Annotated in this window: 19 protein-coding genes and 1 tRNA gene; 9 read left to right on the top strand and 11 right to left on the bottom strand. The window is 67.9% G+C overall.

What is annotated here, in order from left to right:
• Positions 1-124 precede the first annotated feature (124 nt).
• The gene (locus FNM00_RS04120) at positions 125-1522 is read left to right on the top strand and encodes a sensor histidine kinase (protein WP_143911734.1); all 1398 of its coding nucleotides are present in this window, start codon (positions 125-127) and stop codon (positions 1520-1522) included.
• Between the two features lie 336 nt (positions 1523-1858).
• A complete protein-coding gene (locus FNM00_RS19155) occupies positions 1859-2542 on the top strand; it encodes a transposase (RefSeq protein WP_221933573.1) in 684 nt (227 codons plus the stop codon).
• 111 nt (positions 2543-2653) lie between these two features.
• Here the strand turns inward: FNM00_RS19155 and FNM00_RS04110 are convergent, their stop codons facing one another.
• Positions 2654-2905: a WhiB family transcriptional regulator gene (locus tag FNM00_RS04110; RefSeq protein WP_087622947.1), complete on the bottom strand. Its 252-nt coding sequence runs from the start codon at positions 2903-2905 to the stop codon at positions 2654-2656.
• Between the two features lie 245 nt (positions 2906-3150).
• Between FNM00_RS04110 and FNM00_RS04105 the strand changes: the two genes are divergently transcribed.
• The 3 genes from FNM00_RS04105 to FNM00_RS04095 all read left to right on the top strand — a co-directional run bounded on the left by FNM00_RS04105 (position 3151) and on the right by FNM00_RS04095 (position 5863).
• Entirely contained in the window at positions 3151-3552 is a 402-nt protein-coding gene (locus FNM00_RS04105; protein ID WP_143911733.1) for a hypothetical protein, read from the top strand.
• Positions 3553-3665: 113 nt separating this feature from the next.
• Positions 3666-4877, top strand: coding sequence for an NAD(P)-dependent malic enzyme (locus tag FNM00_RS04100; protein ID WP_143911731.1), 1212 nt, complete (start codon positions 3666-3668; stop codon positions 4875-4877).
• Between the two features lie 17 nt (positions 4878-4894).
• Positions 4895-5863 (top strand): zinc-binding dehydrogenase, encoded by a 969-nt coding sequence (locus tag FNM00_RS04095; RefSeq protein ID WP_143911730.1) that lies wholly within the window; start codon positions 4895-4897, stop codon positions 5861-5863.
• 232 nt (positions 5864-6095) lie between these two features.
• Here the strand turns inward: FNM00_RS04095 and FNM00_RS04090 are convergent, their stop codons facing one another.
• The 10 genes from FNM00_RS04090 to FNM00_RS04050 all read right to left on the bottom strand — a co-directional run bounded on the left by FNM00_RS04090 (position 6096) and on the right by FNM00_RS04050 (position 16254).
• On the bottom strand, positions 6096-6704 hold the full coding sequence (locus tag FNM00_RS04090; protein ID WP_143911729.1) for an HhH-GDP family DNA glycosylase: 609 nt from the start codon (positions 6702-6704) through the stop codon (positions 6096-6098).
• A gap of 20 nt (positions 6705-6724) precedes the next feature.
• Complete coding sequence (locus tag FNM00_RS04085) at positions 6725-7441, bottom strand: AAA family ATPase (protein WP_143911728.1); 717 nt, start codon at positions 7439-7441, stop codon at positions 6725-6727.
• A gap of 4 nt (positions 7442-7445) precedes the next feature.
• Positions 7446-7622: a DUF6104 family protein gene (locus FNM00_RS18755; protein WP_087622952.1), complete on the bottom strand. Its 177-nt coding sequence runs from the start codon at positions 7620-7622 to the stop codon at positions 7446-7448.
• Positions 7623-7638: 16 nt separating this feature from the next.
• Complete coding sequence (locus tag FNM00_RS04080; RefSeq protein WP_143911727.1) at positions 7639-11406, bottom strand: multifunctional oxoglutarate decarboxylase/oxoglutarate dehydrogenase thiamine pyrophosphate-binding subunit/dihydrolipoyllysine-residue succinyltransferase subunit; 3768 nt, start codon at positions 11404-11406, stop codon at positions 7639-7641.
• A gap of 132 nt (positions 11407-11538) precedes the next feature.
• Positions 11539-12270, bottom strand: a complete 732-nt coding sequence (locus FNM00_RS04075) for an ABC transporter ATP-binding protein (protein WP_143911726.1) — start codon at positions 12268-12270, stop codon at positions 11539-11541.
• A gap of 5 nt (positions 12271-12275) precedes the next feature.
• Positions 12276-13142 carry an ABC transporter permease gene (locus FNM00_RS04070; RefSeq protein WP_143911725.1) on the bottom strand — a complete coding sequence of 289 codons (867 nt, stop codon included), beginning with the start codon at positions 13140-13142 and terminating at the stop codon, positions 12276-12278.
• Between the two features lie 98 nt (positions 13143-13240).
• A complete protein-coding gene (locus tag FNM00_RS04065) occupies positions 13241-13687 on the bottom strand; it encodes an OsmC family peroxiredoxin (protein WP_143911724.1) in 447 nt (148 codons plus the stop codon).
• 75 nt (positions 13688-13762) lie between these two features.
• Positions 13763-14254 carry a metallophosphoesterase family protein gene (locus tag FNM00_RS04060; protein ID WP_143911723.1) on the bottom strand — a complete coding sequence of 164 codons (492 nt, stop codon included), beginning with the start codon at positions 14252-14254 and terminating at the stop codon, positions 13763-13765.
• A gap of 56 nt (positions 14255-14310) precedes the next feature.
• On the bottom strand, positions 14311-15936 hold the full coding sequence (locus FNM00_RS04055; RefSeq protein WP_143911722.1) for an AMP-binding protein: 1626 nt from the start codon (positions 15934-15936) through the stop codon (positions 14311-14313).
• Between the two features lie 246 nt (positions 15937-16182).
• A tRNA-Arg gene (locus FNM00_RS04050) sits at positions 16183-16254 on the bottom strand.
• 47 nt (positions 16255-16301) lie between these two features.
• Here FNM00_RS04050 and FNM00_RS04045 point away from each other — a divergent pair.
• The 4 genes from FNM00_RS04045 to FNM00_RS04030 all read left to right on the top strand — a co-directional run bounded on the left by FNM00_RS04045 (position 16302) and on the right by FNM00_RS04030 (position 21289).
• Positions 16302-16691 carry a response regulator gene (locus FNM00_RS04045; protein WP_143911721.1) on the top strand — a complete coding sequence of 130 codons (390 nt, stop codon included), beginning with the start codon at positions 16302-16304 and terminating at the stop codon, positions 16689-16691.
• Positions 16692-16711: 20 nt separating this feature from the next.
• Positions 16712-18373, top strand: coding sequence for an arginine--tRNA ligase (gene argS / locus FNM00_RS04040; protein WP_143911720.1), 1662 nt, complete (start codon positions 16712-16714; stop codon positions 18371-18373).
• Between the two features lies 1 nt (position 18374).
• Positions 18375-19772, top strand: coding sequence for a diaminopimelate decarboxylase (gene lysA, locus FNM00_RS04035; protein WP_425456796.1), 1398 nt, complete (start codon positions 18375-18377; stop codon positions 19770-19772).
• Between the two features lie 170 nt (positions 19773-19942).
• On the top strand, positions 19943-21289 hold the full coding sequence (locus FNM00_RS04030) for an MFS transporter (protein ID WP_143911718.1): 1347 nt from the start codon (positions 19943-19945) through the stop codon (positions 21287-21289).
• The last annotated feature ends 47 nt before the right edge of the window (positions 21290-21336 follow it).

Here is a 21336-nt window from a genome sequence, read left to right as displayed (position 1 = left end):
CTCCCGATTCGTCGATGGGAACCGCCTCTGGTCGACGAGTGCGGAGCAGATCGTGGTCATGGGTGCGCTGTGCTCGCTCATGTGACGTAGGTTACTGGCCGGTTGGGCGCAGTAGGCTGACGACGTGCCGACGCTGGAGGACATCGCCGACTCGCAGAGCTCGCTCTCCGCCGCTGAGACCGGGCGACTCCAGGCGCTTGTGGCGCGATGGCAGATGATCGCCGATCTCGCCTTCTGTGACCTGGTGCTCTGGGTCGCCGACGTGGAGGGCAAGGGCTGGTGGGCCGCGGCCCAGATCCGCCCCGCGACCGGGCCCACGACCCTGCTGGAGGACATCGTCGGCTCCTTCGTGCCGCGTGAGGAGCCACCGGGCGAGGAGCAGCTGCCCGACGGTGTCCTGGTGCAGGTCGAGACCATCCCGGTGCGCTATGAGGGGTGCACCATCGCGCTGCTCGGACAACGCCGCTATCGCGAGGCACGTCGTTTCCCCGGCGCGCTCGAGCAGTCCTACGCGCAGACGAGCGATGTGCTGTTGCAGATGGTCCGCGAGGGGCGATTCCCCGTCGCGGGCACGGAGGAGCTCGCCGATACCTTGCGGGTCGGCGACGGGCTGATCCGCGCCGATGCGTCCGGGCGGGTCGGTTTCGTGAGTCCCAATGCGATGTCGGCCTACCGGCGGCTCGGACTGCGCAGCGATCTCGTGGGAGCCGATCTCGTGGCGGTCACGAGCGAGCTGCTGCACCACCGCCCGACGGACCGCGGCTTCGCCGCGTTGTTCGGCGACACCGAGTCGGTCGCCGATGTCGAAGGCGTGGACGCCTCGTTGCGGATGCAGATCGTGCCGCTGACCTGCGGGGGTCACCGCGAGGGCTACCTGGTGCTCCTGCGCGATGTGACCGAGCTGCGCCTGCGCGAGCGGGAGTTGGTCTCCAAGGAGGCGACCATCCGCGAGATCCACCACCGGGTGAAGAACAACCTGCAGACGGTGGCCGCGCTCCTGCGCCTGCAGAGCCGGCGGGTCGTCGCCGATGAGGCCAAGGAGGCCCTGCGGGAGGCGGAGCGGCGGGTGGGCTCGATCGCGCTCGTGCACGAGACGCTGAGCCAGTCCTTCGATGAGATGGTGCCCTTCGACGATGTCGCGGACACGTTGCTGCGCACCATCCCGGAGTTCGCCGACCAGGTGACCGTGCGGGCCGAGCGGATCGGGAGTTTCGGACTGCTGCCCGGGGAGGTGGCGACCTCGCTCGCCATGGTGCTCTCGGAGCTCTTGCAGAACGCGGTCGAGCACGCGTTCACGAGCCCGGAGGGCCGGGTGACCGTCGCTGTCAACCGGATTCGGGGGCGGTTGCGGCTGCGAGTGAGTGACGATGGCCGCGGATTCGATGATGATTTCGACGCTGGCGCCAGTCTGGGACTGTCGATCGCGACGACGCTGGTGGAGAGCGAACTCGGTGGATCGCTCTCCTTCGAGCGCTCGCCGCTGGGCGGTGCGATGGTCACGATCAACGTCGACCTCGCCTGACTGTGAGGGTTCCCTTCGCAGCCTGATGGTGCTGGGCCGTGGTCGACGCCGCGACCGGCGGAGTGCTCGATGAGATCACCGTCGAGGCCACCATTGATGGCTACGCCCAGCTGGTGGAGTTCACCGACCAGCACGCAGCACTGCGGGCGTGGGCGATCGAAGGGACCGGCGGGCACGGCGCCGGCCTCACCCGACACCTCGAGCGTCGTGGGGAGGTCGTGATCGAGCTCGACCGACCCGGCCGGGCCAAGCGGCGCAACGGCGCGAAGTCCGACCCGCTCGACGCCATCCGCGCCGCCCGGGAAGCACTCTCACGGGCCAAGCTCGGTACCCCACGTGGCAGGAGGCGGGGACCGCCAGGCGCTGTCGGTGCTGCTGGCTGCCCGCAGTTCAGCTGTCAACGCCTCCACCGACGCCCAACGGCAGCTGTTCAGCCTGGTCATCACCGCACCGGAGTCGATCCGCGAGCGATTCCGCGGCCAGAAGCTCCCCGCGACGATCCGCACCGCCGCGTCCATGCGCCTGAACGCGGCGTGGGACGTGGAGACCGCCACGACCGTCGTCGCCCGGCCGTCCCTGGCGCGCCGCGCCCGGACGCTGGCTGATGAGGCTGCTGAGCATGAGAAGGCCATCTGGGTCATCATGCGGTCCTGGCGACCCGATCTCCTCGCCCAACCGGGCGTCGGGCCGATCGTGGCCGCGACCTGTGCGCCTGGTCCCACCCCGGGCCGGATCCACTCCGAGGCCGCATTCGCAATGCTCGCCGGCGCTGCTCCAATCCCGGCCAACAGCGGGACGGTCACCACCCGCCACCGGCTCAACCGCTACGGCGACCGCCAGCTCAACCGAGCGCTGCACACCATCGTGCTATCCCGCATCCGTTACGACGACGCCACCCGCCACTACGTGGCGCGACGCACTAGCGAGGGCAAGACCAACCGCGAGATCAAACGCTGCCTCAAGCGCTACATCGCTCGCGACCTCTACCGGATCCTTGAATCAGCCCCCGCCAGGGCTTGACGATCCATAGGAGCGTCCTGCGCGTTCGCGGTCAGGGTGACCTGAGAGGTCGCACCATCGAAGAACCCCGGTGCCCATCAGGGCCCCGGGGTTCGACATGCTAGCGTGAGGTCACGCAGTACGGATCCTGGCTCGTGCGTTGCGACGCTTCAGTGCACGGCGCTCGTCTTCGCTCATGCCTCCCCACACTCCGTGGTCTTGACCGCTTTCGAGTGCCCACTGGAGGCACAGTTCGCGGACGTCGCAACGGCGGCAGACCACCTTGGCCTCTTCGATCTGCATGATCGCGGGACCGGTGGTTCCGATGGGGAAGAAGAGCTCGGGATCCTCGTCGAGGCAGGCGGAACGGTGGCGCCAGTCCATGAGGACGCTCCTTCCCAAATTGGCGGCTTTCTGGATGAGAATGAGGCAGGCTCGTATCGCACAGCCCGGCGGCATTCGAGGACTACTCTCGCAAGGTTTCGAATACATGACAAGAGTGATACGCCTGTGAGAGGTGTCGGTTATCTCACACGTGTCGAGGTGGCTCGTCGGCGGGACCCGTTGTAACGCGTTTCGGTCTCGTCGGGGCGCCCTCGCGCGAGGCGCCACACTCTAGGCTGAGTGGCGTGTCCACCACCGCTGACCCGACCGGGCGTCGGCTGCTCGTCGCGGCCGGGGCGATCGCCCTCGTGCAGGCGACGGCGCTGCTGGGGCTCGCCGTCCTCGACCTCACTCACCTCGTGGCCGAACGGGTCGGCCTCGGCGTCGGTATCGCCCTCATGCTCCTGGTCTTCGGCGGTGGCCTGGCGGTCGCGGCGATCGCGGTGATGCGGGGCCGGCACGGGGGTCGTGGGCCGGTCCTGGTCGCCCAGCTCATCTCGCTGGGGTTGGCCTGGAACCTTCGCGATGCCGGCGACGATGTCGTCCGTGGCGTCTCGCCGGTGTTGGCGCTCGCGGCGCTGGTGGTGTTGGCGTGCCTGTTCTCAGGCCCGGGACGCCGGGCGATGAGCCGCGACGAGCCGGCCTGATCCGGTGTGAGAGACTGTCCGAGGCACACCCACGCCCTTGCGGACATCTCCGCTTCTGGCCGCCAGACCGGTGACCTCTCCACGCCCCGCCCCACGCGTTCAAGGACACCCGCATGGTCGCCTATGACATCTCAGCCTCCCCGGATATCGACATGACCCTTCCCGACGAGACCGATCCGGTCTTCGCCCTTCATCGCCAAGGCAAGATGGCGATCGGTTCCACCGTCGAGCTGCGTGACGCCGACGACCTCTCGCTGGCGTACACGCCCGGTGTCGCGCGGGTGTGCGAGGCGATCGCCGCCGACCCCGAGCTGGCACACGAGTACACCTGGGTGTCCAACACGGTGGCGGTGGTCACCGACGGCACGGCGGTGCTCGGTCTGGGCGATATCGGCGCTCCGGCGTCCATGCCGGTCATGGAGGGCAAGGCCGTGCTGTTCAAGCAGTTCGGCGGGGTCGACGCGATCCCGATCGCCCTCGACACCACCGATGTCGACGAGATCGTCGACACGGTGGCCCGGCTCGCGCCCTCGTTCGGCGGCATCAATCTGGAGGACATCTCCGCGCCCCGGTGCTTCGAGGTCGAACGGCGACTCATCGAGCGACTGGACATCCCCGTCTTCCACGACGACCAGCACGGCACCGCCGTGGTGACGCTCGCGGCGCTCATCAACGCTGCCCGCTTGACCGACCGCGAGCTGGACGAGCTCAAGGTCGTCATCTCCGGCGCCGGCGCCGCGGGCGTGGCGATCGCCAAGATCCTGCGCGCCGCGGGGATCCGCAAGATCAGCGTCGTCGACCGCACCGGCGTTCTCGTGCCCGAGCGCGAGGATCTCACCGAGATCAAGCGGTGGCTCGCGGAGTTCTGCTCGCCGTGGGCGTCGGCGGGCTCGATCGAGGACGCCCTGGTCGATGCTGACGTGTTCGTGGGTGTCTCCGGCGGCACCGTCCCCGAGGATGCGGTCGCGCAGATGGCGCCGAATGCGATCGTCTTCGCGATGGCCAATCCGCATCCGGAGGTGCATCCCGATGTGGCCCGCCGGCACGCCCGTGTCGTCGCGACGGGGCGGTCGGATTTCCCGAACCAGATCAACAACGTGCTGGTCTTCCCGGGGATCTTCCGCGGCGCGTTGGACGTGCGGGCCACCGAGATCTCCGAGAGCATGAAGCTCGCCGCGGCGTCGGCACTGGCCGACCTCGTCGGCGACGATCTGCGCGAGGACTATGTGATCCCCTCGCCCTTCGACCCGCGGGTGGCGCAGGTGGTGGCGCGGGCCGTGACCGACACGGCACGTCGCGACGGACTTGCCCGCCGACCGTACTGACCGACATCAGGAGAAGCATGTTCGCCGTCTACGCCGGATCCATCAACCCCGATAGCCCGCTCGAGGGCCTCGTCATCGGTGACCGTCCCGAGCCCGAGGTGCCCGAGGGCTGGACCACCGTGACCGTCAAGGCCGCCTCGATCAACCATCACGATGTGTGGAGCCTGCGCGGTGTCGGCCTGCGCGAGGAGTCGCTGCCCATGATCCTGGGCTGCGACGCCGCGGGCCTCGACGAAGACGGCAACGAGGTCATCGTGCATGCCGTGATCTCCGATCCCTCGTGGCGCGATGACGAGACCCTCGACCCGCGCCGCTCGCTGCTGTCGGAGCGGTACCAGGGCACCTTCGCCGAGCGGGTCGCCGTGCCGCGCCGCAACGTGGTGCCCAAGCCCGAGGGTCTCTCGATGGCCGAAGCGGCATGTCTGCCGACCGCCTGGCTGACCGCCTACCGGATGCTGTTCACCCAGTCGGGACTGCGACCGGGTGACGCGGTGCTGGTGCAGGGTGCGGGCGGTGGCGTGGCGACCGCCGCGATCGCGCTCGGACGTGCCGCCGGCTTCCGGGTCTTCGCGACGAGCCGCGATGCCGACAAGCGCGAGCGGGCGATCGAGCTCGGTGCGCACGAGGCCTTCGAGTCCGGTGCCCGGCTGCCGCAGAAGGTCGACGCGGTCATCGAGACCGTCGGCGCGGCGACCTGGTCGCACTCGATCAAGTCGATGCGCCCGGGTGGCACGATCGTCATCGCCGGTGCGACATCAGGCGATGCGCCGAAGGCCGCCGAGCTGACGAGGATCTTCTTCCAGCAGATGCGCGTCCACGGTTCGACCATGGGCACGCGCGACGAGCTCGCCCGGCTGGCGGAGTTCCTCGATGTCACGGGTGTGCGTCCGGTGATCGAGGCGGAGATCGCGATGGAGGATGCCGCGCAGGGCCTGCAGAAGGTCATCGACGGCGATCTTTTCGGCAAGATCGTCCTCACCCGCTGACCCCACCTGTGTCGGCCCCGCTCCCGAGCGCGGGGTCCCCCGGCGGAGTGGTGCATATCCGCCCTCTTCTGGTGGATCCAGGGGCGAATCCGCACCACTCGCGGGCCGGATTGCACCACTCGCGGAGGCTCCGCGGGCGGTGAGTTACGCACCCGTCCAGCCCCTGTCGAGAGGTGCGTAGCCCACCGCCGCGGCGGGCGAGGGGTGGCTAAGTCACCGCTCCGGGCGGGCATCACGCGAGGGCGGCTCTCACGCAGGCGGCGGCGAGAGACGGCAGCTCGCCGGGCTCCACGAGCTTCGCAAGCCGCTCCGGCTTGTCGGGCAGGCCGGCCTCGCGCGCGCCGTCCAGGACCTTCTGATCCATCGAGGGGACCAATTCGTGCCAGATCCCTTGGGCCTCGCGGCAGAAGATCGCCGCCCCTGTCGGACCGATACCGGGGAACTCCTGCAAGCGTCGTCCGATCTCCTCAGCATCGGCGGATGCGTCGCGCAGCCGGCGCAGGTCCCCGCGATAGCGGTCCAGCAACAACCGGGCCGCGTCGCCGAGCTGGGTCGAGGTGCGCTCGTCGTAGCGACGATAGTGGCCCCGTCCGAGAGCGTCGACCCGCTGCTGCCAGGTCGCGTCGGCCATCCGGCGCGGCGTGCGGAAACCGGCCCTGCTCAGCTCCCGTGCCGCGGCCACCGCGATATCGCTGTCGATACGCGCCGAGAGCAGCGTGGACAGGACGAGCAGCCGGTACAGGGGCGAAGGCTTGTCGCGCAGCGTGATACCTGCTTGTTCGGCGAAGGTGGTGCCGTGGCGCTCCATCAACGAGCGCGCCGTCTCGCGTTGAGTGCTCATGGCCCGACCCTACGCTCGTATCAGTCGACCATCACGTGGCGAAGATAGCGATCTGGATGGTCCAGGAATCCGCGCCAGTGCCGCACCAGCTCGAGATCCTGCCACGCCGATTCACGCAGACCCCAGGGACCGACCTCCAGGATCCTGGCACCGGACAGGGCGGCGAGCACGGGGGAGTGGGTCGCGCAGAGGACCTGACCGCCCTCGCGGACGACCTCGCCGAGTGCCGCGACCAACGCCAGCGTGGAGGAGAACGACAGCGCCGCCTCCGGCTCGTCGAGCACGTAGAAGCCCGCCGAGGTGAATCGGGTGCGGACGACCTCCAGGAAGGACTCGCCGTGACTCATCGCGTGATAGTCCGGTGTCGTCGGCGCCGCGTGGTTCTCGCTGTACGTGTACCACCCGTGCATGGTCTCCGCGCGCAGGAAGAAACCCCACCGAGGCGCCCCGATGCCCCGCTGCAATGTCAGCACCTCACCGAGTCCCGATTCGCTGGTCCGGGTGGTATGGGCACCTTGAGTACTGCCGCCCTCAGGCGACAGGCCGTAGGCGCCGGCGACGGCTTCCACGAGCGTGCTCTTGCCCGACCCGTTCTCACCCACCAGGAAGGTCACTCCCGGGCCGAGCTCCAGCCCTTCGTTGAGCAGCTGCCGTACCGCGGGGATCGCTGAAGACCAGTCGCTGGGCGGGAGCGCGCCGGGGAGCACTCGCACGACCGGCTGCTCCTCGAAGGCCACCGGATCACTCGTCCTCGTCGTCGAGCCGGGCCAGCCAGGTGGCCAGCCGCTCGACCGGCACCTCGAACTCCGGGTTGAGGTCGACGAAGGCCGAGAACTGCTCCGCGAGCCACGCCAGGGAGACCTCCTCGTCTCCCCGGCGCGACGCGAGCTCCTCGATGCCGCGATCGGTGAAGTACACGCCTGCTACCCGCCGCTCAGGCGAAGGCCTGGTCCATCAGATCGCGCGCCTCAGTGACGTGGACCGCGTGCGAGCCGACCGCCGTCGTGCTGGACTCCGGGCGCGAGACGACCGTGAAGGGCAGACCGAGCAGGTCGCGCAGGTGCAGCGCGTAGTACGGCCACGGTCCCTGGTTCTCCGGCTCGTCCTGCACCCAGCGCACCTCGGCGGCGTTCGGGTACTTCGCGATCTCGGCGAGGATCTCGTTCTCGGGGCGCGGGTACAGCTGCTCCACGCGGACGATCGCCGTGCGGGAGTCCTCGCGCTTCTTGCGCTCATCGAGCAGGTCGTACGCGACACGACCAGAGGTGAGGATCACGCGCTCGACGGTCGAGGCCTCGACCACGTCATCGGCGATCACCGGACGGAACTCGCCGCGGGTGAAGTCATCGGGCATGCTCGTCGCTGCCTTGCGCCGCAGCAGCTGTTTGGGCGTGAAGACGATGAGCGGACGGTGGTCGGCTTCCATCGCCTGCTTGCGCAGCAGGTGGAAGTACGACGCGGGCGTGGACGGCTGGGCGATGCGCATCTCGTCGTTCGCGGCGAGCTGCAAGAAGCGCTCGATGCGACCGGACGAGTGGTCAGGGCCCTGACCCTCGTAGCCGTGCGGCAGCAGCAGCACCACACCGGACTTCTGGCCCCACTTGGTCTCGCCGGAGGAGATGTACTCGTCGATCACCGACTGGGCGCCGTTGACGAAGTCGCCGAACTGCGCCTCCCACATCACCAGTGCCTCGGGACGAGCCACCGAATAGCCGTATTCGAAGCCGAGCGCGGCGTACTCGCTCAGCAGGGAGTCGTAGATGTAGAACGTGCCCTGGTCCCCGCCGACGTGCGACAGCGGGGTCCACTCGGCCGCATTGTGCCGGTCGATGATGACGGCGAAGCGCGAGGAGAAGGTGCCACGACGCGAGTCCTGGCCCGCGAGGCGTACCGGACGGCCCTCGAGGAGCAGCGAGCCCATGGCGATGATCTCGCCGGTGCCCCAGTCGATGGGACCGGCCGTGATCGACTGGGCCCGGCGCTGCAGCTGTGGCATCACCTTCGGGTGCACCGTGAAGTCCTCGGGCGCCGTCGTGTAGGCGTCCGCCACGGCCTTGAGGACCTCGGGGGAGACCGCGGTGACGTAGCCGCTCTCGAAGGGCTTGGCCGGGTACTCGGGGATCCGCGTGTAGTCGGGGATCTCGGTGGCGTCCTTGACCTTGGCGAAGTTCGACTCCAGACGCTTCTGGTAGTCCGCCAGGGCTTCCTCGGCTTCCTCCATCGTGATGTCGCCGCGACCGACCAAGGCCTCGGTGTAGAGCTTGCGCACCGACTTCTTGTTCTCGATCGTGTCGTACATCAGCGGCTGCGTGAAGCTCGGGTCGTCGCCCTCGTTGTGGCCTCGGCGGCGGTAGCACACCAGGTCGATGACGACGTCCTTGTGGAAGGTCTGGCGGTACTCATAGGCGAGCTGTGCCACCCGGATGCAGGCCTCGGGATCGTCGCCGTTGACGTGGAAGACCGGCGCCTGGATCATGCGCGCGACATCGGTGGAGTACGTCGAGGAGCGCGATGACGACGGGCTGGTGGTGAACCCGACCTGGTTGTTGACGATCAGGTGGATCGTGCCGCCGGTGCGGTAGCCGCGCAGTTGCGAGAGGTTGAGGGTCTCGGCCACCACGCCCTGACCGGCGAAGGCGGCGTCACCGTGGACGAGGACCGGCAGCACCGGGAACTCCTCGCCGCGGTTGAGCCGGTCCTGCTTGGCCCGCGTGATGCCCTCGAGCACCGGGTCGACGACCTCGAGGTGCGAGGGATTCGACGCGACGGAGACCTTGACCTTGTCGCCCTTGGACGAGGTGAACTCGCCCTCGACGCCCAGGTGGTACTTGACGTCGCCGGAACCCTGGACGGTACGCGGGTCGATATTGCCCTCGAACTCGCGGAAGACCTGACTCGGGTCCTTGCCGGCGATGTTGACCAGGACGTTCAGCCGGCCGCGGTGGGCCATGCCGATGCACACCTCGGAGAGGCCGTCGGCGGCGGCACCGGAGGCGATCTCGTCGAGCACCGGGATGGTGGTCTCGCCGCCCTCGAGGCTGAAGCGCTTCTGTCCGACGAACTTGGTCTGCAGGAAGGTCTCGAAGGCCTCGGCCTGGTTGAGCTTCTGCAGGATGCGCAACTGCTCGCTGCGCGGGGGCTTGACGTGCGGACGCTCCAGGCGGTCCTGGAACCATTCGCGCTCGCCCGGGTCCTGGATGTGCATGTACTCCACACCGATGGTGCGGACGTACGAGTCGCGCAGGATGCCCAGGATCTCGCGCAGCTTCATGAGCGGCTTGCCCGAGGCGTTGCCGAACGAGCCGGTGGCGAACTCCCGGTCCAGATCCCACAGCGTCAGACCGTGCGAGGCCGTGTCGAGATCGGGATGCGTGCGCATCTTGTACTCGATCGGGTTGGTGTCGGCGATGAGATGGCCGCGAACCCGGAAGGCGTGGATGAGCTCGAGCACCCGCGACTGGCGGGGGAGCTGGTCATCGTGGCTGACCGCGATGTCCTGAGCCCAGCGGATCGGCTCGTAGGGGATGCGCAGGGACCGGAAGACGTCCTCGTAGAACCCGTCGGCACCGAGCAGCAGCTGGTGCACGCGCTTCAGGAACTCACCGGACTGGGCGCCCTGGATGACGCGGTGGTCGTAGGTGGAGGTCAGGGTCATCATCTTGGAGATCGCCATCTGCGCGATGGTGTGCTCCGAGGCGCCCTGGAACTCCGGGGGGTACTCCATCGAGCCGACGCCGATGATCGCTCCCTGGCCGGCCATCAGGCGCGGCACCGAGTGATTGGTGCCGATGCCGCCGGGGTTGGTGAGGCTGACGGTGGTGCCCTGGAAATCCGAGACCTCGAGCTTGCCGTCGCGAGCCTTCTTGACCATCGTCTCGTAGGCGGACCAGAACTGGGCGAAGTCCATGGTCTCGGCGGCCTTGATGCTCGGCACGAGCAGCTGGCGGGTGCCGTCGGGCTTGGGCAGATCGATGGCCAGGCCGAAGTTGATGTGCTCGGGCTTGAGCTGGACGGGCTTGCCCTTGTCGTTGTGCTCGAAGCCGATGTTCATCTCCGGCATCGCCTTGATCGCCTGCACGACCGCGAAGCCGATGAGATGCGTGAACGAGACCTTGCCGCCGCGCGCCCGGGCGAGGTGATTGTTGATGACGATGCGATTGTCGAACAGCAGCTTGACCGGAACCGAGCGCACGCTGGTGGCGGTGGGGACCGACAGGCTCTGGTCCATATTGGTGGCGGTGCGGGCGGCAGCGCCCTTCAGCACGACCTTCTCCACCTCGCCGGGGCCCTGCGGCTGCTGGGCGGTAGCAGGCGCGGCCTTGGGCGTGCCGCTCTTCTTGGTCGGAGTGGCCTTCGGCTCGGTGCTCTTGGCAGCCGGGGGAGTCGCGGCGGTGTCCTTATCGGGCACGCGCGTCTGCGCGCGCTCGCCGCTGGCTGTCTTGTCGGCCGGCTGCGTGGTGGGGGTCGGGGAGGCTGCGGCCTTCTCGGCGACCGAGTCGGGCTTGGCCGCCGCGCCGTTCGACGCGGCCCCGTTCTGCTCGCCCGCGTAGTTGCCCTGGCGGAAGAAGTCCGCCCATTGGGAGTCGACCGACGACGGGTCGCTGGCGAACCGCTCGTACATCTCCTCGACGAGCCACTCATTGGCTCCGAAGTCGGGGGACTGGGCGTCGGAATTGGACGTTGTGGTGGAGGACTCGGCCACGGCCTGAATCGCCTCTTCCGGAGTGTGCTGAGGAGTGGGTGAAGTCCCGACAACTCTAGCGCGGAAGACCAATGGTCTGCAGGCAGGGCCGCAGGGCGGGTCGGTGAGCGGTAGGCGCCTCGCGACGAGCCGTCACTTGATCCGTGCGACGGCCTCGCTGATGGGGCCGTCGAAGACCTTCTTGCCCTTGTGCAGGACGATGCCGCGGGTACAGAGCTTCTGCACCATGCCGAGGCTGTGGCTCACCACGAGCATCGTGACGCCCTCCGCCGTGAGCTCGGCGATCTTCTTCTCGCACTTGGCCCGGAACGGTGCATCGCCGACCGAGAGGACCTCGTCCACGAGCAGGATGTCCAGATCGACGTGGATCGCGACGGAGAACGCGAGACGCATGAACATGCCCGAGGAGTAGTGCTTGACCTCCTGGTCGATGTGATCGCCGATCTCGGAGAACTCGACGATGTCGTCGAAGCGCTCCTCGATCTGCTGGCGGTTCATCCCGAGGATCGCGGCGTTGAGGTAGACATTCTCGCGACCGGAGAGATCCGGATGGAAGCCCGCGCCGACCTCGATGAGTCCGGCGACCCGGCCGCGGGTGTAGACATGGCCCTCGTCCGGCTCCAGGACGCCGGAGATGAGCTTGAGCGTCGTCGACTTGCCCGAGCCGTTGAGTCCGAGGACGGCGACGGCCTCGCCCTCCGGGACGGAGAAGCTCACCCCGTCGAGGGCGATGAAGCGATCGGCGCGGACCGGCTTGCGCTTGGCCCACGTCACGAAGGCCTCCTTCAGCGAGTGGGTCTTGCGCTTCAGGAAGTGCTTGGTGACATCGTCGACGATGATGCTGGGCAGGGCGGGGTCGGACATCGGCCTCACAGATCCTGGGCGAAGGAACGCTCGAAGTGACGGAACATCAGCTGGCCGACGACGACGGTGAGCAGGGAGAGGGTCACGGCGGCAACTATGTTCCAGAGGGCATTGGGTGGCCAGACGGCGGTTCCATCAATGACCGGCGCCCAGAAGGCCTCGTGATACATCTCGACACCGATCGCCAGTGGGTTGGAGAAGTAGATGTTGAAGGCCCACTGAGGCAGCACATCACGCATCAGGCCCCAGGTGTAGATCGTCGGGGTGGACCAGATCGCTACCATGCGGATGATCTCGACGAAGTTCTGCGCGTCCCGGAAACGGACGTTGACGGCACCGAACATCATCCCGAGACCGAGCGCGAAGGTCGCCATCAAGGCGAGCCCGGCGACGGCGATCGCGACCGACGTGAGAGTGGGTACCCAGCCCAGGATCACTACGATCACCAGCAGGATTGCTGCCTGCGGCAGGAAATGGATGAGGGCGACGATGATCGCCGAAACGGGAAACAGCTCGCGGGGGAGGTAGATCTTGCGTACGAGCGCACGATTCTCCACGATCGCCGTCGTCGCATTGCCGAAGGCCTCGTTGAAGAAGTTGACAAGGATCAGGCCGGAGAACAGGTAGACCGGGAAGTACTGGACATCGCGGTGGGCGTTGAGGACGATGCCGATGATGAAGAAGTAGACGAAGAACTGCACGCCGGGCTTGACGTACGACCACGTCCAGCCGAGGACGGAGTTGCGGTAGCGCGTGGCGGTGCCCTTGCGTACCAGTAGTCGCAACAGATAGCGGCGGCGGAACACATCGAGCAGGCCGCGCCCCCGGCCAGGGGTGTCGAACGCGCTCAGGTCCACGTCGGTGACCGACATGCCCTCTCCTTAGAAACGAGAACTCAGGGCCCACGAGTGGGCCCTGAGCATCGTACTCGTCTCCTCCTCGCGGCCCATGGAGCCACGAGTGGAGTGCGTCACGCGGTCTCGAGCGCGGCGTCCAAGGTGATGGTGTCGACGCCCTCGAGGGCCTTGCTGACCGGGCAGCCGGCTTTGGCCTCCTCGGCCGCCTCGGCGAAGCCGGCCTCGTCGATGCCGTCGACCTCGCCGCGGACCGTGAGGTCGATACGACTGATCTTGAAACCGCCCTCGGGGTCAGGGCCGAGGGTGACGGCTGCCGAGGTCTCGATGCTGATCGGCGTCGCACCGCGCTGGCCGAGCAGCGCGGTCAGCTGCATGGTGTAGCAGGAGGAGTGAGCCGCGGCGATCAGCTCCTCGGGATTGGTCGCTCCGCCGCCATCCTCGGACGAGCGCTTCGGGAAGGACATCTCGAAGGTGCCGAGACCGGAGTCGGTGAGCTCGACTTGTCCGGATCCGTCCTCGAATCCGCCGTCCCAAGCGGTGCGTGCGTGGCGTGTGGGCATGGTTGCCTCCCAGATGAGTTGGACGTCTGATATCGACGCTAACCACCTCGCGCCATCGCACAAGTCGACGGACCACTAGAGCCGGTGGAGTTCGACGTCGCGCAGTTGTCCGTCGGCGACGGTCGCGGTCATGTAGGTGCAGTGCGGCTGGCGTCGGCGGTCCGTGGGAGAGCCGGGGTTGAGCAGTCGCAGGCCGTTGTCGGCGACCGTGTCCCACGGGATGTGGCTGTGGCCGAAGACCAGTACGTCGGTGTCCGGGTACAGCACGGCCATACGTTTCTCGCGGCCCTTCGACGCCCCGGTCTCGTGCACCACCGTGAAGCGGATGCCGTCGAGCTCGACATCGGCTCGTTCGGGCATCCGCGTCCGCAGATCGTCACCGTCGTTGTTGCCCCAGCAAGCGACGAGGCGGGCGGATCTCTCCTCGAGACGCTCGAACAGTGCGAGATCCATCCAGTCGCCGGCATGGAACACCACATCGGCTGCATCGACCTCGGCCCATAGGCGGTCGGGCAGATCGCGCGCTCGTGTCGGCACGTGCGTGTCGGACATCAACAGCAGCCTCATGTCTCGCAGTGTGCCTGTCGTGCAGCTCGACCGCAGGTGCGGCCCATGAGCTGCTCTCAGGCGAGTCCGTACTCGCGTGCCGAGCTCTCCCGCATCTCGGCCTTGCGGATCTTGCCGGTGACCGTCATCGGGAAGTCGTCGACGATCTTGACGTAGCGCGGGATCTTGTAGTGCGCCAGCTTGCCCTCGGCGTACTCGCGGACCGATACTTCGTCGAGAGGCTCCGTGCCCTCCCGCATGCGGATCCAGGCGCACAGTTCCTCACCGAGGCGCTCATCGGGGACGCCGATGACCTGGACATCCTCGATATCGGGGTGCGCGTAGAAGAACTCCTCGATCTCGCGGGGGTAGATGTTCTCGCCTCCGCGGATCACCATGTCCTTGATCCGGCCGACGACGACGCAGTAACCGTCGTCGCGCATCTGCGCCAGATCCCCGGTGTGCATCCAGCCCTCGTGGTCGATGGCCTCGGCGGTCTTCGCTTCGTCTTCCCAGTATCCGAGCATCACCGAGTACCCGCGGGTGCAGAACTCGCCGGTCTCTCCGCGAGGGAGCGTCTCATCGGTCAACGGGTCCACGATCTTGATCTCGAGATGCGGTCCCACTCGGCCGATGGTGGCAGTACGTCGCTCCAGATCGTCATCGCCCCGGGTCTGTGTCGATACCGGCGAGGTCTCCGTCATGCCGTAGGCGATGGACACCTCGTCCATATGCATATCGGTGATGCACCGCTTCATCACCTCGACCGGACAGGGCGCGCCGGCCATGATCCCGGTGCGCAGGCTCGACAGGTCGAAGGAGGCGAAGTCCGGATGAGCGAGCATCGCGATGAACATCGTGGGTACGCCGTACACCCCGGTGCACCGCTCGTCCTGGATGGTCTGCAGTGTGACCGCGGGATCGAATCCTGGTGCCGGGATGACCATCGTCGAGCCGTGGGTCACACACCCCAGATTGCCCATCACCATGCCGAAGCAGTGGTAGAAGGGCACCGGGATGCACAGCCGGTCCTGTTCGGTGAAGTCGATCGTGTCAGTGACGAAGTAGCCGTTGTTGAGGATATTGCGATGGCTGAGGGTCGCGCCCTTGGGGAAGCCCGTGGTTCCGCTCGTGTACTGGATGTTGATCGGATCGGTCGCGGACAGCGTGGACATCCGTTCGGCGATCGCGGGGGAGGGGAGCGAGCGTCCTTCGTCGATGAGCGCTGCCCAGTCCTCGGAGTCGAGGTAGACCACGCGCTCGAGCGTGGGGCAGTCGGCACGTGTGCTGTCGACCATGGCTCGGTAGTCACTCGTCTTGAAATGCGTCGCGCTCACGAGGAGACGCATGCCGGACTGATGGACCGCATAGGCGAACTCGTGGGTCCGATAAGCAGGGTTGACCGTGACCAGGATCGCTCCGATCTTGGCGGTCGCGAACTGCGTCATCGTCCACTCGGGACAGTTGGGAGCCCAGATCCCGACTCGATCGCCCTTCTTGATACCGGACGCGAGGAGGCCCCGGGCGATGTCATCGACGGCGGCGTCCAGCTGGGCCCAGGTCCATCGATGTCCACTCGCGATATCGACCAGCGCCTCGCGGTCGGCGTGGAGATCGGCGATGCGCTCGAAGGCGGCCCCTATGGTCTCCTCGAGCAGGGGAGTATCGGTGGGACCAGCGGCGTACGACAGCTCAACGGACATGCGTTCGCACCTCTCATCGGTTCCAGGCCCGCCGGGAATGTCGACCCGAGCGAGCGGGGTGTGACCTACGGCACCATCGTCGCGCGTCCCGGCTGAATCGGCTGGTTGTGGCAGCCGGCGCGGCAGAACCCGGGCTCCTCAGTCACACGGAAGGACCTGCGCGGCCGCTCGGCGGCGGCGGTCTGGGCCGAGAAATGAGAGAGGCCCCGATCAGCGTCTCAGCTGATCAGAGGCCTGATGCGACGGCGCCCCCGCTAGGATTCGAACCTAGGCTCCCGCCTCCGGAGGGCGGTGCTCTATCCCCTGAGCTACGGGGGCCGTGCGAATGCGAGCCTACCGCATGCCTCCTCCGTTACGGTGGGCCGGTGGCCACCGTCCTCGTCGTCGACGACACCCCGTCGATCAGGTTCCTCATCCGCACCAATCTGGAGCTGGCGGGCCACGATGTCGTCGAGGCCTTCGACGGCCTGGACTCCCTGGAGATGCTCTCGGTCACCGATCCGCCGCCCGACGCGGTGACGATGGACATGATGATGCCGCGCATGGACGGGCTCGCGGCCGTGCAGCAGATCCGCTCCGATCCGCGATGGGATCGGCTGGCCATCGTCATGGTCACGACTCAGGGCCAGCACTATGACGTGACGGCCGCCGACCGGGCCGGTGTGGACGCCTATGTCACCAAGCCTTTCGAGCCCGACGCCCTCGTCGCCACGATCGAGCGGACGATCGCCGCCCGACAGGCGGGCCGCGGCTGACCCGTCGGTAGGCTGGGGCGGTGACTCCCGAGCAGCTTTCCGCGGCGATCGTCGCCGCATTGCAGTCCCTGGTCGACGACGGCTCCCTGGCGCTGAGCGCCGGAGTGCCGGAGTCTGTCCGCGTCGAGCGACCCAAGGTCAAGGAGCACGGCGATTACGCGACGAATGTCGCGATGCAGCTCACCAAGCAGGCCGGCCGACCACCCCGCGAGATCGCCGAATTGATCGCCGCCCGTCTCGGTGCGGCGGAGGGGATCGCGGGGGTCGAGGTCGCGGGGCCCGGCTTCCTCAACGTGCGGGTCGCGGCCGCCGCGCAGGGTGAGATCGCCCGGCAGGTCCTCGAGGCGGGGGAGTCCTATGGGCATGCACCGTCGACCGGCGCCCGCGTCAACCTCGAATTCATCAGCGCCAACCCGACCGGCCCCCTGCACCTCGGCCACACCCGTTGGGCTGCCGTCGGTGACGCGCTCTCGCGCGTGCTGCGCGCCGCCGGCAATGAGGTGACCAATGAGTTCTACATCAACGACCGCGGTAACCAGATGGACAAGTTCGGTGCCTCGCTGAAGGCGCGCGCGCACGGTCAGCAGCCCCCCGAGGACGGCTACCACGGCGACTATGTCGCCGACCTCGCCGCCAAGGTCGTCGCCGCGCATCCGGGCATCCTCGAACTCCCCGAGGACGAGCAGCTCCTCGCCTTCCGGGAGGAGGGCTATGCGATGCAGCTGGCCGAGCAGCGCAGCGAGCTGGAGGAGTTCCACACGCACTTCGATGTCTGGTTCTCCGAGCGGTCCCTGCACGACTCGGACGCCGTCGAGCGCGGGCTCGATCGGCTCCGCGAGGAGGGCCGCCTGTTCGAGTCCGATGGCGCCACCTGGATGCGCACCACCGACTTCGGCGACGACAAGGATCGGGTCCTGCTGCGCTCCAATGGCGAGCTCACGTACTTCGCCTCCGACACTGCCTACTATGTTGACAAGCGCGATCGCGGTTTCGATCCCTGCATCTATCTGCTCGGAGCCGATCACCACGGCTATGTCGGACGGCTGCAGGCGATGGCCGCGTGCGTCGGCGACACCCCCGGCGAGCAGATCCAGATCCTCATCGGCCAGCTGGTCAAGATCCTGCAGGACGGTCGCGAGCTGAAGCTCAGCAAGCGCGCCGGCACGATCGTCACGCTGCGCGAGCTCATCGACCTCATCGGCGTCGACGCGCTGCGGTACACGCTCATCCGTTACCCGGCCGACTCGCCGCTTACCCTTGATGTCGCCGAGATGACGCGCAAGAGCAATGACAACCCCGTGTACTACGTCCAGTACGCGCATGCGCGACTGTCCTCGATCCTGCGCAATGCCGCCGATTTGGGTCTCACGCCCGCCCTGGAGACCTTCGATCCGGCGCTGGTGTCGACCGACCGCGAGGGCGACCTGCTGCGCTCGCTCGCGGAGTTCCCGCGTCTGGTGGCGCAGGCGGCCGAGCTGCGCGAGCCGCACCGGGTCGCTCGCTACCTGGAGGACACCGCCGGGACCTTCCACCGTTTCTACGATGTGTGCCGGGTCCTTCCGCAGGGTGACGAGGAGCCCGGCGACGTGCACCGGGCCCGGCTGGTGCTCGTGGCCGCCACGCGTCAGGTCTTCGCGAATGGTCTGGCTCTGCTCGGGGTCGACGCTCCGGAGAGGATGTGATGTGATGCGCGCGCATGAGGCCGGTGCTCTGCACGGCCAGGCCGGCGACCGGGGTCCCGCGTGGCTGCGCCACCCCGACGACGTCAACGGGCTGGTCACGCCGCTGTGGGCGGAGAATGTCAGCAAGGTCGACGGTGTCCTGACCGTCGCCGGGCTGGGTGTCGATGAGCTGGCGGGTGAGTTCGGCACGCCGCTCTACGTCCTCGACGAGGACGATTTCCGTTCGCGCGCCCGTGCCTTCCGCGACGCCTTCCCCGAGGCGGATGTCTACTACGCGGGCAAGGCCTTCCTGTGCGTGGCGGCTGCTCGCTGGATCGCCGACGAGGGATTGTCCCTGGACGTCTGCACCGGTGGCGAGCTCGCGGTCGCGCTGCGGGCCGAGTTCCCGCCCGAGCGCATCGGACTGCACGGCAACAACAAGTCCTCGGCCGAGTTGCGGCGTGCCCTCGAGGCCGGTGTCGGTCGCATCATCATCGACTCCTTCGAGGAGATCGATCGGCTGGCGGCGCTGACGGCCGAGCTCGGTGTCACGGCATCGGTCATGGTGCGGGTCACGGCCGGTGTCGAGGCGCACACCCACGAGTACATCTCCACCTCGCATGAGGATCAGAAGTTCGGCTTCTCGATCGCGGGTGGCGACGCTTTCGAGGCGGTGCGGCGCTTGCTCGCGGTCCCGGGGATCGACTTCCGGGGCCTGCACTCGCATATCGGCTCGCAGATCTTCGTGACCGACGGCTTCGAGGTCGCGGCGCGGCGCGTGCTGCGTCTGCACGCCGAGATCGCGCGTGAGCTCGGGGTCGTGGGTGAGGAGTTCGACCTCGGCGGCGGTTTCGGCATCGCCTACACCACCCAGGATGATCCGCTGCCGCCCGCTGATCTCGCGCGGGGCATGCTCAAGATCATCGACGAGGAGTGCGCGGCTCTCGGTATCGACGTGCCCCATCTGTCCATCGAGCCCGGGCGCGCGATCGCCGGTCCCTCGACGTTCACCCTGTACGAGGTCGGTACCGCCAAGACGGTCGCCCTCGACGGCGGCAGCTCGCGGCGCTATGTGGCAGTCGACGGCGGCATGAGCGACAACATCCGTCCCGCGCTCTACAGTGCCGACTACTCCTGCACGCTCGCCTCGCGCGACTCCGATGCGGGACCCGCCTTGAGCCGGGTCGTCGGCAAGCACTGCGAGAGCGGCGACATCGTCGTCAAGGACGAGTACCTGCCGTCCGACGTGGGTGCGGGGGACCTGATCGCGGTTCCGGGGACCGGCGCGTACTGCCGCTCGCTCGCGAGCAACTACAACCACGTCCCCCGCCCGGCCGTCGTTGCCGTGCGGGAGGGCGAGGCCCGGTTGCTGCTGCGGCGTGAGGTCGAGGACGACCTCCTCGCCCTCGACCTCGGCTGACCCACCACACTCGGGCCTCCGCCAAGGATCTGGCCGGTTGTGGCCCGCTTGACCGCTCCCGAACGGGCCACAACCGGCCAAATCCTGGACGAGGCGGAGGGGGCGTTCGCCCTTGACTTCAAGCGCGCTTCAGGTTGTTCGATCGGGGGCATGAGAACGCAGGCACCGCGATGACGACGCCGGCGATCCGTCCCCGATGGCGGGAGAGCGGACATCTGCCGCAGGCGGTCGGGCTCTTCAGCGTCGCATTCCTCGTCGCCTTCGAGACCTTCGCGGTGGCGACAGCCCTTCCGGTCGTCGCGATCGAACTCGATGGATTATCCCTGTTCGCGGTGTCCTTCGCCGCCCCGGCGGCGACGGCGATCGGTGCGATGACCTGCGCCGCCTGGTGGTGCGATCGGTACGGCCATGCCCGCCCGATCCTCATGGGCATGGCGGTCTTCGGCATCGGGCTGGTGCTCTCGGGAGCGGCTCCGTCGATGGAATGGTTCGTGGCCGGACGCGCCGTTCAGGGGCTTGGGGCCGGCCTCGTCTCGGTGGCGTTGTACGTCCTGGTCGCCCGCGCCTTCCCCGATCACCTCCGACCGCGGGCCTTCGTCGTCTTGACGAGCGCCTGGGTGCTCCCCGCGGTCGTCGGGCCCCTGATCTCCGGGACCATCGCCGAGCATCTCGGTTGGCGCTGGGTATTCCTGGGTGTTCCGTCGGTCGCCATCGGGGCGCTCGCACTGTTGCGTCCTGCGCTGCGTTCATCGCACGGGGATGCGACCGCTCCGATGCCATGGGCGCGGGTCCTCTGCTCCCTGGCGGTGGCGGTCGCGATCTTCGCCGTGATGATCGGCGGCCAGCGCGATGTGCCGGGATGGCGCGCGCTCGTGGCGGTCGGAGTCGTCCTCGCGGTGGTGGCGGCGGTGCCGCTCGTGCCGAGGGGCACGGTGCGGGCTGCTCGCGGGCTCCCCGCGGTGATCGCCACCCGCAGTCTGATGGGGACGGGGTTGGCGACCGCGGAATCCTTCGTGCCGCTCGCCCTCGTCCGCTTGCGCGAACTCACTCCGACGCACGCAGGCCTGTTCCTCACCTCGACGGCACTGCTCTGGTTCGCCGGCGCGTGGGCATCGGACCGTTGGCTGTCGCCGGCTCCTCGCATCGCACTCGGCGCCGTCAGCGTGTCGGCGGCCCTCTGCTCGACACTCCTCATCCCCGTGCCCGGAGTTCCGGTGGTCGCGCTCGCGATCGGCTGGGCCTTCGCGGGATGGGGGATGGGGCTGGCGATGCCGGCGCTGAGCGTTCTGCTGCTGGAGCACTCGGTCGTGGGGGAGGAAGGCCGCAACAGTGCCTCGATGCAGACGAGCGATGCGGTCGCCGACGCGCTCGTACTCGCAGTGTGCAGCGGGTTGTTCGGCTGGCTACTCGCGAAGGGCCCCGCGACCCCGTTCATCGCGGTATTCGCCGTCGCCGTTGGGATCGCCCTCCTCGCCCTCCCCGCTTCCCGGCGGGTGTCAGCGGCCGAGGCCCGGTGATCGGTGCGGGGTGTGCGTCCCAGATTCGGGGCATCGCGTCCGGCCGA

It is taken from the genome of Aeromicrobium piscarium, from assembly GCF_007421815.1.
GTDB classification, from domain to species: Bacteria; Actinomycetota; Actinomycetes; order Propionibacteriales; family Nocardioidaceae; genus Aeromicrobium; species Aeromicrobium piscarium.
The sequence above is the reverse complement of the archived record's forward strand: the minus strand, read 5'-3'. Positions and strand labels throughout refer to the sequence as shown.